A 16517-nucleotide genomic window follows, 5' to 3' on the forward strand; every position below is an offset into this window, starting at 1 on the left:
TAATCAAATTATGAAATTCTTAAAAATTTTATTTGGAATTATTGTCGTACTGGCAATAATAATCCTTGTGGGTGGTATGTTTCTGCCAAAAACTTACTCGGTAAACAGAACTATATTGATTAACGCACCCGATAGCGTTATCTATAAAAATATTGCAAACTTTAACGAATTTTACAAATGGAACCCTTGGGCTAAAATGGAACCTACAGCCAAAACTACATTTTCAGGAACTGCTGGTCAACCGGGTCACATATATGCATGGATAGGAAAAGAAACCGGTTCGGGCGAAATGAAAATTCTAAAGGTAGAGCCAAATAAACAAGTTGATATTGATTTATTTTTTAAAGAACCTTTCGAAAGTCATGCTGATACAAAATTTAATATTACACCAGATGGAAGTACAAATAAAGTTACCTGGACAATGAGCGGCGAAAACAATCTGATAAGCAAATGGATGTGTCTAGTAATGGGTGGAATGGATAAAATGATAGGAAAAGATTTTGAAAGTGGTTTAGCCAGTTTGAAAGAAAAATCTGAAAAAGAAATTTAATTCTAATACTTTATTTTAAAGAGGCTGTATCATAATACGAAATGTCATCCTGAGCCTGCCGAAGGATTTGCAAAAACTGCATTTTGTGGCGTTTAGACAAGTTCAACGTAGCAAGATTCAAAGATAAATTGATTTATGATATAGACTTTTATTTTTTTGGATATATTGATAAACAAACAATTATGTCGGCATTGCGTTAAAAAAACAGTTAAATTGAGTTTTCTTAAATTAAGATTTTGAAATCTCCTGTTTTTTAGATTATTTGCCAACAGATGAATTTATTACTTGTAGAAGATGAGCCCAGCGTTGTCTCTGTAGTTTCGAGAGGTTTAACCGAAGAAGGTTTTACGGTAAGTGTAGCTCCAGATGGTTTGATAGGCAAACAAATGGCTATGGAAAATGAATTCGATTTGATTATGCTGGATATTATGCTACCAGGCATAAATGGTTTGGAGCTTTGTAAAATTATAAAAGAGCAAAAGCCAAATACACCAATAATAATGTTAACCGCTTTAGGAACAACAGAAAACATTGTTAACGGATTAGATAACGGAGCAGACGATTACCTCATAAAACCATTCAAATTTGCTGAACTTTTTGCAAGGATTAGAACTTTATTAAGAAGATACAGTGGCAAAATTTCTTTCGATCAGATAATCACAGTTGCAGATTTACAGATAAACCTGAGTGCTAAAACTGTTAAACGGAATCAGCATGATATTGTATTAACCGCTACAGAATATCGATTGCTCGAATTTATGGCCAAGAATAAATCTAAAATCTTATCGCGAATTGATATTTTAGAAAGTGTATGGGATATTGATTTCAATCTCGGAACAAATGTTGTTGATGTTTATGTAAACTATCTTAGAAAAAAAATAGATAAAAATTCAGAACAGAAACTTATCCATACGGCAGTTGGAATGGGTTACGTTTTAAAAGAAAAGTAATGGAGATTGCCAAGAAAATAACCTTACTTTTTGTCATTTTATCTGCGATTATCATCTCGCTTTTAAGTGGTTTTGTTTGGTATTTTTCTAACGATTTTGCCTTTGAAGATTTTTACAAACGTTTAGAGGCAAGGGTAAATATTGCGGCGCAACTAAAGCTTTATGAGGATGATAACAATGATGTTTATGCAAAAATGCGCAATCAATATCTTGAGCGTTTACCAGCAGAAAGAGAATACATAATTGAAGCAGGAAAGCCTGAAATTAAAGTTGATAGAATTTTACCTAAAAGTTTTTACAACAGGATAAATTCTGGCTCTATAGCCCGCTATCGCGTTGATAATCACTTTTATGCAGGTAAATTCTTTAAAAATTCGCAAAAGGGCTATATTGTAATTGTATCAGCAAACGATCCATTTGGTTTTCGTGAATTAAAAGATTTACAGAAAATTCTTATTATTGGTTTTTTTCTATCTGTAATTTTATCTTTTATTGTAGGTTGGAAATTTTCTGATTATATGCTTATGCCTTTACGAAATATTATAAAAAGCGTAAAAAAAATTAAAGCAGAAAATCTTCATTTGCGTTTGGATGTTAAAAATGGCAGCGATGAAATGTCTCAACTAGCGCAAACCTTTAACAATATGCTTAATCGTTTGGAAACTGCATTCGAAACACAAAATAATTTTATTAGTAATGCCTCGCATGAACTAAGAACCCCCTTGACAATTATTAGCGGCGAAGTAGAACTGGCAATGAAAGCCAAGGATGATTCGGAAAAACAGCATAATGCATTGCTAAAAATTAAAGATGAATCTGAAAGACTAAATAACATATTAACAAGTTTATTAGGCTTAGCTCAATCTGGTTTCAATGGAAAAAACCAACCCTGGGAACAGGTTAGAATGGATGAATTGATCTGGGAAATTAAAGACTCTGTAAATCAGGTTCATCCCGGTAGTAAAATAGAAATTGATTTTAGCACTTTACCCGAAGATGAGGAGTTGATCACACTCAGAGTTAATAAAAATTTAATCAAACTCGCCATCACAAATATAGTAAGCAACGCCTGCAAATACTCTGATTATAAAACCGTTACCATTACCCTTGAAAGTAAAACAAATTTACTCTCAATAGCTGTTAACGACCAGGGAATTGGAATACCAGAAACTGACATTCAGCATATTTTTGAACCTTTCTATCGTGCATCAAACACCAATCAGTTTAAAGGTTATGGTGTAGGTTTACCATTATCATTAAATATTATTCGATTGCACAGAGGCAGTATCGCCATAAAATCACAAGAAGGAATTGGTACAGAAATAAAAATTATATTACCTATTAAAGGTTGAAATTAGGTTTTTGGTTTGTTAGTTGGTTGGTTATTTAGTTGGATTTTTGGTTTATTGGTTTTTTAGGTTTTTAGTTACACCTTTAAAACAGATTCTTATCCTTGCTCTTTGTTTGTTCCATCTTCCATATCCCATCTTCCTCTTCCTTGCTCTTTAAATTCTAATCTAATTTTAATCTCATTCTTATTTCGCTATAATATCATCAGCCTAAACTTGTATAAATAATTTAATCAATTTATTTAAAAAACATCAGGTTATGAAAACAATATTAATTCCAACCGACTTTAATTTAGAAAGCATTAAAGTAATCGATGCCATTGTTCAAAACCAAACTGGCGAAAAATTAAATTTAATTTTTGTTCATGCTTTTAAACTTTCAGATTCTATTACAGATATGCTAATGCTTAGCCGCCGCAGCCGTGATTATGAAAACGTTAGCGACGAGTTTTATTTAAAAATTGATGAATACAAAAATCAATACCACGATAAAATACAAACCATCGGTATAGAATATTTTTATGGAAGCACTGTGGCAGCCTTTAAAAACTTTATAGAAGCTTTTGATGTAAACGCCATCGCTTATTTAAAAGACTACAAGTTTACTCCAATAAATAAGTTTAGTATCGATCCAAAATATTTAACAGAGCGTTCAGGTTGCGAATTACTTAACTTAAATGTTTTAACTGTTCATCAATCTGAAAACCTTATTGATACTAAAATTCACGAAGCACAATTACAAGAAGTAAATGTGTAATTAATCATCTCCAAAATTATATATCATGCTGTTACGAAATAATGTTCCCCTAACTTATATATTCGGAAAAATTAAGAAAGAATTGCTTTTTGTCATTGCTTATTCAGTAGGTATTGTTGTACTCTATCAGAATTTTCATGTTACACGCATTTCAATTCCTGTTGCTGTACCTGCTTTATTAGGCACAATTATATCTCTTTTACTCGCCTTCCGATCTAACCAAGCCTATGATAGATGGTGGGAAGCCAGAATTTTATGGGGAGCAATCGTTAATGATTCCAGATCTATTTCCCGCCAAATTTTATCATTTGTAGATAACCCATACAATCAGGAAGAAATAGAGCAGTTTAAAGCGAAATTTATTAAACGCCAAATTGCCTGGTGTTATGCACTTAGCCAAGCATTAAGGGGTTTTAGTCCGAGAAAAGGATTGGAAGAATACTTAAATCCTGAAGAAATAGCTTTTATTAAAAAACGTAAAAATGTTACCACCAGCTTATTGGAGTTACACGGAATGGATTTAAAGAAAGCGTTGCAGGAAGGCTGGATTAATAAATATCAGCAAATTGAAATCGACAAAACAATATCAGCACTTTGTAACCACATGGGCGGTTCTGAAAGAATTAAAAATACTGTATTTCCGGTTACCTACAGCAAATACATAAACATGTCTATTCATTTGTTTATCGTTTTATTGCCCTTTGGCTTAATAGAGTATTTTGGATACATGGAAGTTCCGCTAGTTGTTGCAATTGCTGCATTCTTTTTACTGGTTGAGAAAATGGCTGTTCACCTACAGGATCCTTTTGAGAATAAACCAACGGATACGCCAACAACCACAATATGCAGAACGATAGAAAGAGATTTATGCCAGATGTTGGATGATAACAAATTATACGAGGATAAACCTCAAACGGAATTGGCTCCAGTTGGGTCATATTACATTCTATAATTTTATAGATTTTTAGTTGAAGTCCATTTTTGGACTGGTTAGTTAAGCCACATTACTGTTATTCGGATGAAGAACACATTGGCGCAAGTTAATAATAATGAAAGAGCCTATGATTAATTTCATTAGGCTCTTATTTTTGCTCAGTTAAAATTCAAAACAAAAAACTAGCCTGTCTCAAAAATAACAGATGTAACCCTGATCCTGTCGAAGGACTTGCAAAACTGCCTTTTAGGGCGTTTCGACAAGCTCAACGTGACAAGATGCAAAGATAAATTGATTTATGAGACAGCTTCGTTTTTTGTTTTAAAGTCCCTTTTGGGAGATTTAGGAGTTAAGCATCAATTTTAGCATATTTTGCATTACGTTCAATAAACTCTCTACGTGGTGCAACCTCATCGCCCATTAACATAGAAAATGTATGATCGCATTCCGCTGCACTTTCAATTGTAGCTTGTAATAAAGTACGGGTAGCAGGATTTAATGTCGTATCCCAAAGCTGTTCAGCGTTCATTTCACCCAAACCCTTATAACGTTGAATGTGAACACTATCTTCTTTACCATTACCTTTAATGCGTTGTACAGCAGCATCACGCTCTGTATCATTCCAGCAATATTCGAAATCTTTACCTTTTTTAACCTGGTAAAGTGGAGGCGATGCAATATAAACATAACCGGCCTCGATTAATGCACGCATATAACGATAGAAGAATGTTAAAATTAAGGTTGTAATGTGAGAACCATCAATATCAGCATCCGTCATGATTACGATTTTATGATAACGTAATTTCGTCATGTTCAAAGCTTTATCATCTTCAGGTGTGCCAATACTCACACCGATTGCTGTAAACATGTTCTTAATCTCGTCGTTCTCGTAAATTTTATGTTCCATTGCCTTTTCAACGTTCAAAATTTTACCTTTTAAAGGTAAAATCGCTTGAATGTTTCTATCGCGACCTTGTTTTGCTGTTCCACCCGCCGAGTCACCCTCTACCAAGTATATCTCACATTTTACGGGATCGCTATCAGCACAATCGGCAAGTTTACCAGGTAAACCCGAACCACCCATTACACTTTTACGTTGAACCATTTCGCGTGCTTTACGAGCAGCAGCACGAGCGGTAGCAGCTAAAATAACTTTATTAACAATCATTTTAGCTTCTTTCGGATTTTCTTCCAAATAAGCTCCTAATGCTTCGCCAACAGCAATATCAACCGCACCCATAACTTCGGTATTACCCAATTTGGTTTTAGTTTGTCCTTCAAATTGAGGCTCCTGAACCTTAACCGAAACCACAGCCGTTAAACCTTCTCTAAAGTCATCACCTGTGATTTCCATTTTTAGGTTTTTTAACAGCCCGGATTTATCTGCATAACTTTTTAAAGTACGCGTTAAACCTCTACGGAAACCTGCAATGTGTGTACCGCCTTCATGCGTATTAATGTTGTTTACATAAGAGTGTACATTTTCTGAGTAACTATCATTGTACTGAAAAGCCAGTTCTACTGGTACACCATTCTTAATACCATCGATATAAATCGGTTCAGGTAAAAAAGATGCACGGGTTCCATCTAAAAACGAAACAAATTCTTTTAGGCCACCTTCAGATTGGAAAACTTCCGAAAAGAAAGTTCCATCGTCAAGTTTTTCACGTTCATCAGTTAACGTTAATTTAATTCCTTTATTTAAAAAGGCCAATTCGCGTAACCGACCAGCTAATGTATCGTATTTGTATTCAGTTGTTTGTGTGAAAATTGTAGCATCGGGGGTAAAAGTTACAATCGTACCTCTTTTATCCGTAACACCAGTTTCCTTTACATCATACAAAGGTTTACCAATGTTATATTCCTGCATCCAAATTTTACCTTCACGGTGCACTTCAGCTATTAAATGCGTAGATAATGCGTTAACGCAACTTACCCCAACACCATGCAAACCACCAGAAACTTTATAAGTATCTTTATCAAATTTACCACCAGCGTGTAAAACCGTCATTACAATTTCTAATGCCGATTTATTTTCTTTTGTGTTAATTCCGGTTGGAATACCACGACCGTTATCTTCAACTCTAATCGAGTTTCCTTCTAAAATTCTTACATCGATTGTATCCGCATGACCGGCCAAAGCCTCATCAATTGAGTTATCTACAACCTCATAAACCAAATGATGCAAACCTTTTACACCAGTATCACCTATATACATCGAAGGGCGCTTACGCACCGCTTCCAAACCTTCTAAAACCTGTATATTATCTGCCGAATAATTTGACTTTAAATCCTGTTCTTCGCTCATATTTTAATTAAAAACAATAAGTATCAAAAATACGGAAATTTCGGCAATAAAACTAATATGTGGATAAGTTTTGGAACCAACACTAACTAGCCATAAATAGCCTTCATGGCAGTTTAAATGATGTTTTGGAAAGCAAAACCTGTGTTTCAATTAGATGTTAGTCCCGCTTTCCATTACAAGGCCCGATGAAGAATCGGGCGCTTTTCATTTCAATCGGGTTTAAATAACTAAATCTTTCGCTTTTAGGTTAATTCTGCTCCCTGCAACTGCAAATTTTAGCATGGGCTGCGCCACCTAAACCCGACAAGAGCGAACACGTAGCATCAGCCTTTGGCTGAAATGCGAAGTAAAGCGGCTGGCGGGATTACCTTTAAAATGAACTACAGTATCTGCTTTTCAAATAATCTATAAGTGTAAAGCTTCGTTAACTTAAACTGTAAACAATTACTATAGAAAAGTTTATGACCTAAAAGTATTTATTGCATACTTAATTATCATTTTTATCTTTGCTAAAATTTATTAAACTAGAATGGAAAGAAGAACCTTTAAAACCTTTGGTTTATTTGCTACTGCAGCTTTAATTACTGCATTTTCTGCATGCCAAAACAAAGACACTAAAACAACTGAAACTAAAAAAACAGATAGTACTGCAGCTGTTTCTGCAAATGAAAAAATTGTATTTGTAAATTCAGATTCTTTATTAACTAAATACGATTATTACAAAGATCTTAAAGTTAAATTCGAAGGTAAATCGAAAAATGCACAGGCAGATATGCAAGCCAAAACACAGGCTTTTCAAAGAGAAGTTGCTCAATACCAACAAACTGCAGGTACCTTAGCAGCAGATGTTCGTAAATCTACCGAAGAGCGTTTAGGTCGTAAACAACAAGAATTACAAACTTACCAGCAAAATGCGGGTGGCGCTTTGCAAAACGAGCAAGCTGCAGAAAATGAAAAATTATATGATAAAGTTGCTGGTTATTTAAAAGGTTATGCAAAAGGAAAAGGTTATAAAATGGTTTTAACTTACTCAAAAGGCAACAGTGCCATTTTATTTGCAGATGAAAGTTTAGATGTAACTTCTGAAGTGATTAAAGGCTTAAATGCAGATTACGCAAAAAAATAATTTTTAATATGATTTCTAAAAAATGCTCTGAACAATCAGGGCATTTTTTTTGTTTTAACATTTAATTATGGAGATTAAGCAACAACACGAAGATTTTATGCGCATGGCAGTTGAACTGTCAGTAAAAAACGTAAGCGAATGCATTGGAGGCCCTTTTGGTGCTGTAATTGTTAAGGATGGAAAGGTTATAGCAAAATCAGCTAATAAAGTTACAACCACAAACGACCCAACCGCACACGCAGAAGTTTCGGCAATAAGATTGGCTTGTACTGCCCTAAATACTTTCGATTTAAGCGGATGTGTAATTTATACGAGTTGCGAGCCATGCCCAATGTGCTTAGGTGCAATTTATTGGTCGAGGATTGAAACCATTTATTATGCCAATACCAAAGCAGATGCCGCACATATTGGTTTTGATGATAAATTTATTTATGAAGAACTTGATAAACCTATGGACAAAAGAACATTACCAGTGGTTCAAATGATGAGAGATGACGCAATGGAAGCCTTTAAACTATGGGAAACATCGCCAATGCGAAGAGATTATTAGATAACATTGAAACATTTGCTATCTATAAAGCGTCTGATTATAAAAAACCGGCATGACCTACGAGCAAAAAATTATCCATGAACTGGAATTTTGGAAATATAAAACCTTAAAAAAGCCATCTCTTTTTAATAAAGTTACAGATAAAGTTCAAAAGAAAATTAATAGCTACATTCCTGATAAAATTCATAATGCTATAACCACTGCAATTAAGCAAATGGTTAAAGCGGTTCTTTTTGGTTCTACTTTTACCACATCAAAACCTTTTACAAATTTAACATTAATGCATCGCGAAGCATTAATTAAGCAAAAAATTGAAAATTATAAGAAAACTGGCGCTGCAGAAGGCGGGATTACCGGTGCAGGAGGTTTTTTAATGAGCCTTGCAGATTTCCCTTTATTACTGGGAATAAAAATGAAAATGCTTTTTGATATTGCTGCCGTATATGGGTATGAAGTAAAAGATTATCGCGAACGCTTATTTATTTTGCATATTTTTCAATTGGCTTTTTCGAGCAAAGAAGAAAGCAAAAATATTTATTTAAAAATGGAAGATTGGGATAATAAAGCACATAAACTCCCAACTAATATTGATGAGTTTGATTGGTTAACTTTTCAACAACAATATAGAGATTATATTGATTTAGCTAAACTTGCTCAGATGCTACCTTTTATCGGTGCGGCAGTTGGTGCAGTTGCAAATTACAAACTGATAGAAAAATTAGGAAAAACCGCAATGATGAGCTACAGAATGAGGTATTTCAATATTCAATCTATAAAAATAACTGAAAATCATAAGCTCAAAATTGAAGACTGAAAACTGGAAACCAAAACTAATCATCCTTATCTTCAAATAAACCTCCTATTAAATCGTCTGTTTCTCTTCTATCCTTTTTGGTTGGTCGGCCTGTACCTCTATCTCTTTTTAAATTAGGAGAATGGAACATTGATTTAAAAGCATGAGTTTCTTCTACAGGTGTTAAATCTTTGTATTTGCTCAAGGCTGTTGGCGAGTCTGTTCTGTTGTAAGAAAGTTCTAAAACTTCAATAATTTTTTTTTCAATTCCTTTAGATACAGAATACACATCACCAACTTTAACAACAGCAGATGGTTTGATGTTTTGGCCTTTGAATTTTATTCTCCCTGCTTTGCAAGCATCTGTAGCTAAGCTTCTGGTTTTAAATAACCTGATTGCCCACAAATATTTATCTATTCTAAGTTTTTCTGTTTCTGTCATTAGTGGTTGGTTATTTGGTATATTGTAATTAAACTAATCGTAAATTGTTATGTTTTTTAGAAAATTCAAAAAGATTAAAAACCAAAGTTAAGCAACCATAACTCAAAAAACCAAACACCTAAAAAACTAAAAAACCAAAAATTTTAAGTTATTTTGCATAAAATTTAAAAACAACATGTATTCAGATTTAAAGAAATTAATTGAAGCCGCTTGGGAAGATAGAACCCTTTTAAAATATAGCAATTATTGTGAAGCCATCGAAGCCGTAATTATGGGATTAGATAAAGGTGAAATTCGTGTTGCTGAACCTGTTTTAAACTCTTGGGGCATTAATGAGTGGGTAAAAAAAGCCGTAATATTATACTTCCCGATTCGTGAGATGAAAGAAATTAAAAGCGGTCCTTTTGTTTACCACGATAAAATGGATTTAAAAACCGATTATAAAACTACCGGTGTGCGTGTTGTACCAATGGCAAGTGCCCGTTATGGTTCGTTTTTGGCTAAGGGCGTAATTATGATGCCATCTTATGTAAATATTGGCGCTTATGTTGATGAAGGTACGATGGTAGATACCTGGGCTACTGTAGGCTCATGTGCGCAAATTGGTAAGCGTGTACATTTAAGCGGTGGTGTTGGCATTGGCGGTGTTTTAGAACCGGTTCAAGCCGCTCCTGTTATTATAGAGGATGATTGTTTCTTAGGCTCTAGAGCAATTGTTGTTGAAGGCGTTAAATTAGAAAAAGAAGTAGTCTTAGGTGCTAATGTTGTATTAACAGCTTCAACCAAAATTATTGATGTAACCGGACCAACACCTGTTGAATATAAAGGTATTGTGCCTGCTCGTTCTGTTGTAATTCCTGGTAGTTATACCAAAAAATTCCCGGCTGGCGATTATCAAGTTCCATGTGCTTTAATTATTGGCAAACGTAAAGAAAGTACAGATAAGAAAACATCACTTAACGATGCGTTGAGGGAAAATAATGTAGCTGTTTAAGCTAAAAGCATACAGGTGAAAGCTGAAAGCGAAGAGCAAATTACAAAAGCCGAAAGCCCTAAACTTGAGCAATCAAGCTTTGGTCTTTCGGCTTTAAGCTTTAATATAAAAATCGGTTTTGATGGTAAGCGGGCAGCAAATAATTTAACGGGTTTGGGCAATTATAGCCGCTCTTTAATAGAAGCTTTGGCTAGGCAATTTCCTGAAAATGAATATTTGGTTTATTCGCCAAAAGTAAAATCTGCCAAACAAATTGATTCATTTTTATCTAACGAAAAAATTACCTTAAAACTTCCTCAAAGTGGGAGCTTTTTATGGAGAAGCCTAAATATTTTAAAAGATTTAGTTAAAGATGAAGTACAGCTTTATCATGGTTTAAGTCACGAAATTCCTTTTGCCATTCAGCATACCAGAATTAAGTCTGTAGTAACCATTCACGATTTAATTTTCCTTCGCTATCCCCAGTATTACAACTTTATAGACAGAAAACTTTACCAATGGAAAAGTAAATCGGCTTGCAAAAGAGCTGATAAAATTATTGCCATAAGTGACAAAACCAAAGCAGATATAGTCGAATTATATGGCGTTAACGCAGATAAGATTGAAGTCATTTATCAAAGCTGCGATGATAGTTTTAAAAAACCTTTTGATACAGCAACCTTAAGTAGAATTAAATCAAAGTATAAACTGCCCGAGAAATTTATTCTTAATGTAGGAACCATTGAAGAAAGAAAAAATTTAAAGCTAATCGTTCAGGCATTAAAAGATGTTGATGAAGATTATAAATTGGTTGTTATCGGCAGGCAGACAAGCTATTTCAGAAGCGTTGAAAAAGAAATTGATAAACTCGGATTAAGAAAGAGAATTATTTTTCTTGAAAACATTCCTTTTGCAGATTTGCCTGGAATTTATCAAATGGCAAACTTATTTGTTTATCCATCATTTTATGAAGGTTTCGGTATTCCAATTATTGAGGCTTTGTATTCAGGCATTCCTACAGTTGCAGCAACCGGATCTTGCTTGGAAGAAGCCGGCGGACCAGATAGCATATACGTTAATCCAAATAATAAGATTGAATTAGCTTTAGAAATAAATAAAGTTCTGGCATCACCTATTATACAAAAAGAGATGAAAAAAAAAGGGCTGGAATTTGTTCAAAAATTCAACAGCCCTTTAGTAACTCAACAATTAATGAATTGTTATAAGAATATTCTAAGGTAATACTATTTTGTAGCCATCGTTTTAGTTGGATACTGGGCTAAAATTTCTTTTACTCCAGTATTTAAACGCTCTTCTCTTTTGTTAAAGCTATCTAAATTAAATCCAGAACCTTGACCATGCCAGAACAATTTTTTTTTTGCAGGATCTAAGAAATCGATAATAATTGTTCCTTCAATGTATTGATTAGCGAAGTTAGAGCCGCCCCAGCCACCCCAACCCCAGCCACCGTAATAGCCAGGACCGTAAAAATCTGTTCTTTCACGGGCAACAACTACTAAATTAACAAGTAAATCCGGACTGGTAGATTTGGTGAAACCTTTGGCATTCATTTGAGATTCTACTGCTGCCATTAACCTTCTTTTATCAAGATTATTCAGCTTAACCTTTGCTATCCCCTTATCATAAAAATTATAAGTTTTATAGCTGCTTAAATCAACATCCTTATCAAAATCGGATGCGGTGCGGAGTGATGAACACCCTGCTAATGCAATTACTACTGTAAATAGCATCAATAGTTTTTGGAATGTTTTCATTTACAATGTGTTTTGTGTTTAATAACCTATATAAAAATACCAATTTTTAATTTGAAAGTGAAATAAAGTATTCATTTTTACACTAAGATAGTTAATCTTAAACGCTTGGAAAAAGCCTTTGTTTTATGTCAAATGTTAAATATTAGAGCCATTAAGAGATTTAACATATAATTTTAAAAACTACCTTTGTGCTATGCTTAAAGATGAAATTAATAAAGCTTTAGAAATGCTTAAATCTGGTGGTGTAATCTTATATCCTACCGACACCATTTGGGGCTTAGGATGTGATGCAACTAACCCAGATGCGGTAGATAAATTATTGGAAATTAAAAATCGGCCAAGGGAGAAAAGTTTAATAATTCTTCTAGATAATGATAACAAGATTCAAAGCTACATTGACGAGGTTCCGGAAGTGGCTTATGATTTAATTGAATATGCAGAAAACCCGCTTACTGTAATATTTTCAGGTGCCAAAAACTTAGCTGCCAATGTAATAAACGAAGATGGAAGCGTTGGGATTAGGGTTGTGAAACATGATTTCTGTACAGCGCTTATCCAACGATTTCGTAAGCCAATTGTATCTACATCGGCAAATATAAGTGGTGAACCATCACCTAAAAACTTTGATGATATAAGTACTCAAATCACCGAAGCTGTTGATTACATTGTAGATTTTGAACAGGAAGACCGTACCATAAGAAAACCATCAACAATTATGAAACTCTCACCTGGTGGCCAATTTGAATTTATTCGTAAGTAATTTTGCTATTTTTGCATTTCAGTTTGGTAGAAGATTTTCATTGATCTGCAGTTTTATAAAACAAAAACACTACCAATTTGAGTAAATAGCCTCAATAAAATTAATGCAACAACATTTACAAAACCCAATTTTTAAAACTTTATCTGCTATTGCCGATAAAAACCAAACTGAAGCTTACGTTATCGGAGGATTTGTTCGCGATCTATTTCTTAATCGATCATCAAAGGATATTGATGTTGTGGTTGTTGGTAGTGGGATAGATTATGCAGAAGCTGTCGGAAAGAAACTAAATACAAAAGTTGCTGTATTTAAAAATTTCGGTACTGCTAACATTAAATTTCAAGATTTAGAGATTGAATTTGTTGGTGCGAGAAAAGAATCCTATCGCTTAGAATCAAGAAAACCAATTGTTGAAGATGGAACCCTAGAAGATGACCAACTTCGCAGAGATTTTACCATAAATGCACTTGCCATTAATTTAAACGCGAACAATTTTGGTCAACTTTTAGATCCCTTCGATGGCATTCAAGATTTAGAAAAGAAAATAATTCGAACGCCGCTTAATCCTGAAGTAACCTTTTCGGATGATCCGCTTCGAATGATGCGGGCAATTAGATTTGCATCGCAATTAAATTTTACAATTGATGAGGCGGCAATAAATGCAATTAAAACCCAAAAAGAGCGCATTAATATTGTATCAAAAGAGCGAATCACTGATGAATTAAACAAAATCATATTATCGCAAAAACCTTCAATTGGCTTTAAACTGCTTTTCGATACCGGCTTACTACACATAATTTTTCCTCAAATGGCACAACTTTATGGTGTCGATGTGATTAAAGGTAAAGGCCATAAAGATAATTTTTACCACACACTTGAAGTTTTAGATAACATTTGTGCGGTTACTGATGATTTATGGTTACGTTGGGCTGCAATTTTACACGACATTGCCAAACCTGCTACAAAACGTTTCGAAGAGGGACACGGCTGGACATTTCATGGCCATGAAGATAAAGGTGCCAGAATGGTGCCTAAAATTTTTACACAATTGAAGTTGCCACTGAATGAGAAGATGAAATTTGTGCAAAAGCTGGTACAACTACATTTAAGACCTATAGTTTTAGCTCAGGACATCGTAACAGATTCAGCCGTTCGTCGCTTACTCTTTGATGCAGGCGAAGAAATTGAAAGCTTAATGTTGCTTTGCAATGCCGATATTACCACCAAAAATGAATATAAGAAAACAAAATACCGCAGTAATTTTGAACTGGTTAAACAAAAACTAAAGGATGTGGAAGAACGAGATAAAATTAGAAATTGGCAACCACCCATTTCTGGCATTGATATTATGAATACCTTTGCAATTGATGCGGGAAAAGAAGTTGGTATCATAAAAAGTGCAATCCGTGAGGCAATTTTGGATGGTGAAATAACAAATGACTACACCGAAGCGTTTATTTTTATGCTGAATATGGCAAAACAAATGGGATTAAATCCTGTTAATAAATAATTTGTAATCAAAAAACAACTTTTTGTATCATTTGATGTTCTGCGATAAACAAATTAACTTTATTTTTACAGCACCAATTAACTATAATGGCAATTTATAAATTTAAAATTACTTTCGAAGATTTTGACGATGTAGTGAGAGAGATCGACATTAAATCCAACCAAACATTTGAAGACCTACATAAAGCGATTCATAAGTCTACAGGATACAATGCAGAAAAATCTTCATCGTTTTATGTAAGTACAGATAACTGGTTAAAAGGGGATGAAATTGCTTATTTACCAAGTGAGCGTAAAAAAGACCGTGTGGTTTTAATGGAAAACTCTAAGCTCAGTGGTTTTATAGAAGACCCTCATCAAAAATTTTATTACACTTATAATTTTGACCGCCCTTTTGATTTCCATGTCGAGCTTATCAAAATTATTTTAGATGCTGATCCTCATATTGAGTACCCTTTTTTAGCAAGAAGTTCAGGTGAGGCTCCAAAAATTATTCTTCAAAATAGTCCTCAAGCAGTTGATCCAGGAGTTGTAGTACCAGGTGAATTTGATTTTCTTAATGAATTAAATTTTGTTCCTGAAGATACTGATGAGTTAGAGGCAATGGGAGAAATGGGTATTAATGAAGAAGAGCGGGAAGAGGATGACGAAACTGAATCAGCAGATGAATTTGGAGATGAATTTTCAGATACTGAAGGTTTCGAAGAAGACACCCATAAAGACGATTACTAAAATTTATTTTTAGCTTAAAACAGGAACTGTCGGATTTAACATTCGACAGTTTTTTTATACCTTAACCTTATGCCAGAAAGCCAAAAATCCAAAACTCTAATTATTATCGTTGGTCCAACAGCAATAGGCAAAACTGTTTTGGCGATTGAGGTGGCTAGGCATTTCAACACAGAAATTATTTCTGCAGATTCTCGTCAGTTTTTTAAGGAAATGGAAATCGGAACTGCCAAACCTAATACAAACGAATTAGCAGCTGTAAAACATCATTTTATTAATTCTCACAGCGTAGAAGAACTTTTTAGCACAGGTGATTTTGAAATAGAAGCATTAAAAATTATCGGTCAAATCTTCGTTAATCATGATGTTGCAATAATGGTTGGTGGCTCAGGCCTTTACATTAATGCAGTAATTAATGGTTTAGATGAAATGCCAGAAATTGACCTTGAAATCAGAGCAAAACTAAATAAGCAATTTGAAGAAGAAGGTTTAGATGCAATTCAAACTCAGCTAAAAAGTTATGACCCAGAGTATTTTGATAAAGTAGATCAGAACAATCCGCAGCGTATGATTAGAGGATTGGAAGTATTTCTTTCTACAGGGAAAAAACTATCATCTATGCTTTCTGCAACGAAAAAAGAAAGACCGTTCCAAATCATAAAAATTGGTCTTAACACAGATAGAGCAAAGCTTTATGATAGAATTAATCAACGGGTTGATGATATGGTAAACCAAGGATTGCTGGAGGAGGTAAAATCATTAGTGCAATATCGAAAATACAATGCCCTAAATACTGTTGGCTACAGTGAATTATTTGATTATTTAGATGAAAAAGCTTCCTTTGCTGATGCCGTTTCATCCATTAAACAGAATACAAGAAGATTTGCAAAACGGCAATTAACCTGGTTTAGGCGAGATGAAGAAATTACCTGGTTTGAACCTGATGAAGTTGAGAAGGTTATTGAATTAATTGATAAAAATATTTAAATGAAAAAGGCCCTGAAATAATCAA

General features: G+C 34.0%; 17 protein-coding genes. 14 read left to right on the forward strand and 3 right to left on the reverse strand.

Going from position 1 to position 16517, the window contains the following annotated elements; translation table 11 throughout:
• Positions 1-10 precede the first annotated feature (10 nt).
• From IEV50_RS05630 to IEV50_RS05650, 5 genes are all read left to right on the forward strand, one after another.
• On the forward strand, positions 11-550 hold the full coding sequence (locus tag IEV50_RS05630) for an SRPBCC family protein (RefSeq protein WP_188412260.1): 540 nt from the start codon (positions 11-13) through the stop codon (positions 548-550).
• Between the two features lie 272 nt (positions 551-822).
• Positions 823-1500: a response regulator transcription factor gene (locus IEV50_RS05635; protein ID WP_188412261.1), complete on the forward strand. Its 678-nt coding sequence runs from the start codon at positions 823-825 to the stop codon at positions 1498-1500.
• Positions 1500-2852: a sensor histidine kinase gene (locus IEV50_RS05640; RefSeq protein ID WP_188412262.1), complete on the forward strand. Its 1353-nt coding sequence runs from the start codon at positions 1500-1502 to the stop codon at positions 2850-2852. The genes IEV50_RS05635 and IEV50_RS05640 overlap by 1 nt, the downstream gene beginning before the upstream one ends.
• Before the next feature lie 256 nt (positions 2853-3108).
• Complete coding sequence (locus tag IEV50_RS05645) at positions 3109-3606, forward strand: hypothetical protein (RefSeq protein ID WP_188412263.1); 498 nt, start codon at positions 3109-3111, stop codon at positions 3604-3606.
• A gap of 25 nt (positions 3607-3631) precedes the next feature.
• Positions 3632-4558: a bestrophin family protein gene (locus IEV50_RS05650; RefSeq protein WP_188412264.1), complete on the forward strand. Its 927-nt coding sequence runs from the start codon at positions 3632-3634 to the stop codon at positions 4556-4558.
• Positions 4559-4889: 331 nt separating this feature from the next.
• Here the strand turns inward: IEV50_RS05650 and gyrB are convergent, their stop codons facing one another.
• Positions 4890-6848, reverse strand: coding sequence for a DNA topoisomerase (ATP-hydrolyzing) subunit B (gene gyrB / locus IEV50_RS05655; RefSeq protein ID WP_188412265.1), 1959 nt, complete (start codon positions 6846-6848; stop codon positions 4890-4892).
• 529 nt (positions 6849-7377) lie between these two features.
• Between gyrB and IEV50_RS05660 the strand changes: the two genes are divergently transcribed.
• The 3 genes from IEV50_RS05660 (at position 7378) to IEV50_RS05670 (ending at position 9338) form a co-directional block, all read left to right on the forward strand.
• Complete coding sequence (locus IEV50_RS05660; protein ID WP_188412266.1) at positions 7378-7974, forward strand: OmpH/Skp family outer membrane protein; 597 nt, start codon at positions 7378-7380, stop codon at positions 7972-7974.
• Between the two features lie 67 nt (positions 7975-8041).
• Complete coding sequence (locus IEV50_RS05665) at positions 8042-8524, forward strand: nucleoside deaminase (protein ID WP_188412267.1); 483 nt, start codon at positions 8042-8044, stop codon at positions 8522-8524.
• Positions 8525-8576: 52 nt separating this feature from the next.
• Complete coding sequence (locus IEV50_RS05670) at positions 8577-9338, forward strand: EcsC family protein (RefSeq protein WP_188412268.1); 762 nt, start codon at positions 8577-8579, stop codon at positions 9336-9338.
• Positions 9339-9354: 16 nt separating this feature from the next.
• Here the strand turns inward: IEV50_RS05670 and IEV50_RS05675 are convergent, their stop codons facing one another.
• A complete protein-coding gene (locus IEV50_RS05675) occupies positions 9355-9759 on the reverse strand; it encodes an RNA-binding S4 domain-containing protein (protein WP_188412269.1) in 405 nt (134 codons plus the stop codon).
• Between the two features lie 175 nt (positions 9760-9934).
• Between IEV50_RS05675 and IEV50_RS05680 the strand changes: the two genes are divergently transcribed.
• Together IEV50_RS05680 and IEV50_RS05685 are read left to right on the forward strand one after the other, a co-directional pair.
• Positions 9935-10753, forward strand: a complete 819-nt coding sequence (locus IEV50_RS05680; RefSeq protein WP_188412270.1) for a 2,3,4,5-tetrahydropyridine-2,6-dicarboxylate N-succinyltransferase — start codon at positions 9935-9937, stop codon at positions 10751-10753.
• A gap of 15 nt (positions 10754-10768) precedes the next feature.
• Positions 10769-11974 (forward strand): glycosyltransferase family 4 protein, encoded by a 1206-nt coding sequence (locus IEV50_RS05685; RefSeq protein WP_229746639.1) that lies wholly within the window; start codon positions 10769-10771, stop codon positions 11972-11974.
• 2 nt (positions 11975-11976) lie between these two features.
• On the opposite strand, the gene IEV50_RS05690 is transcribed toward IEV50_RS05685, so the two are convergent.
• Entirely contained in the window at positions 11977-12507 is a 531-nt protein-coding gene (locus tag IEV50_RS05690) for a DUF4136 domain-containing protein (RefSeq protein ID WP_188412271.1), read from the reverse strand.
• Between the two features lie 193 nt (positions 12508-12700).
• Here IEV50_RS05690 and IEV50_RS05695 point away from each other — a divergent pair, with 193 nt between their 5' ends.
• The 4 genes from IEV50_RS05695 to miaA all read left to right on the forward strand — a co-directional run bounded on the left by IEV50_RS05695 (position 12701) and on the right by miaA (position 16492).
• Positions 12701-13267 carry an L-threonylcarbamoyladenylate synthase gene (locus IEV50_RS05695; protein WP_188412272.1) on the forward strand — a complete coding sequence of 189 codons (567 nt, stop codon included), beginning with the start codon at positions 12701-12703 and terminating at the stop codon, positions 13265-13267.
• 103 nt (positions 13268-13370) lie between these two features.
• The gene (locus IEV50_RS05700; RefSeq protein WP_188412273.1) at positions 13371-14777 is read left to right on the forward strand and encodes a CCA tRNA nucleotidyltransferase; all 1407 of its coding nucleotides are present in this window, start codon (positions 13371-13373) and stop codon (positions 14775-14777) included.
• 86 nt (positions 14778-14863) lie between these two features.
• A complete protein-coding gene (locus IEV50_RS05705) occupies positions 14864-15508 on the forward strand; it encodes an IS1096 element passenger TnpR family protein (protein ID WP_188412274.1) in 645 nt (214 codons plus the stop codon).
• A 69-nt stretch (positions 15509-15577) separates the two neighbouring features.
• Positions 15578-16492 carry a tRNA (adenosine(37)-N6)-dimethylallyltransferase MiaA gene (gene miaA / locus IEV50_RS05710; protein ID WP_188412275.1) on the forward strand — a complete coding sequence of 305 codons (915 nt, stop codon included), beginning with the start codon at positions 15578-15580 and terminating at the stop codon, positions 16490-16492.
• Positions 16493-16517 lie beyond the last annotated feature (25 nt).

Origin of the sequence: Pedobacter mendelii (assembly GCF_014635725.1) — a bacterium.
GTDB lineage: Bacteria > Bacteroidota > Bacteroidia > Sphingobacteriales > Sphingobacteriaceae > Pedobacter > Pedobacter mendelii.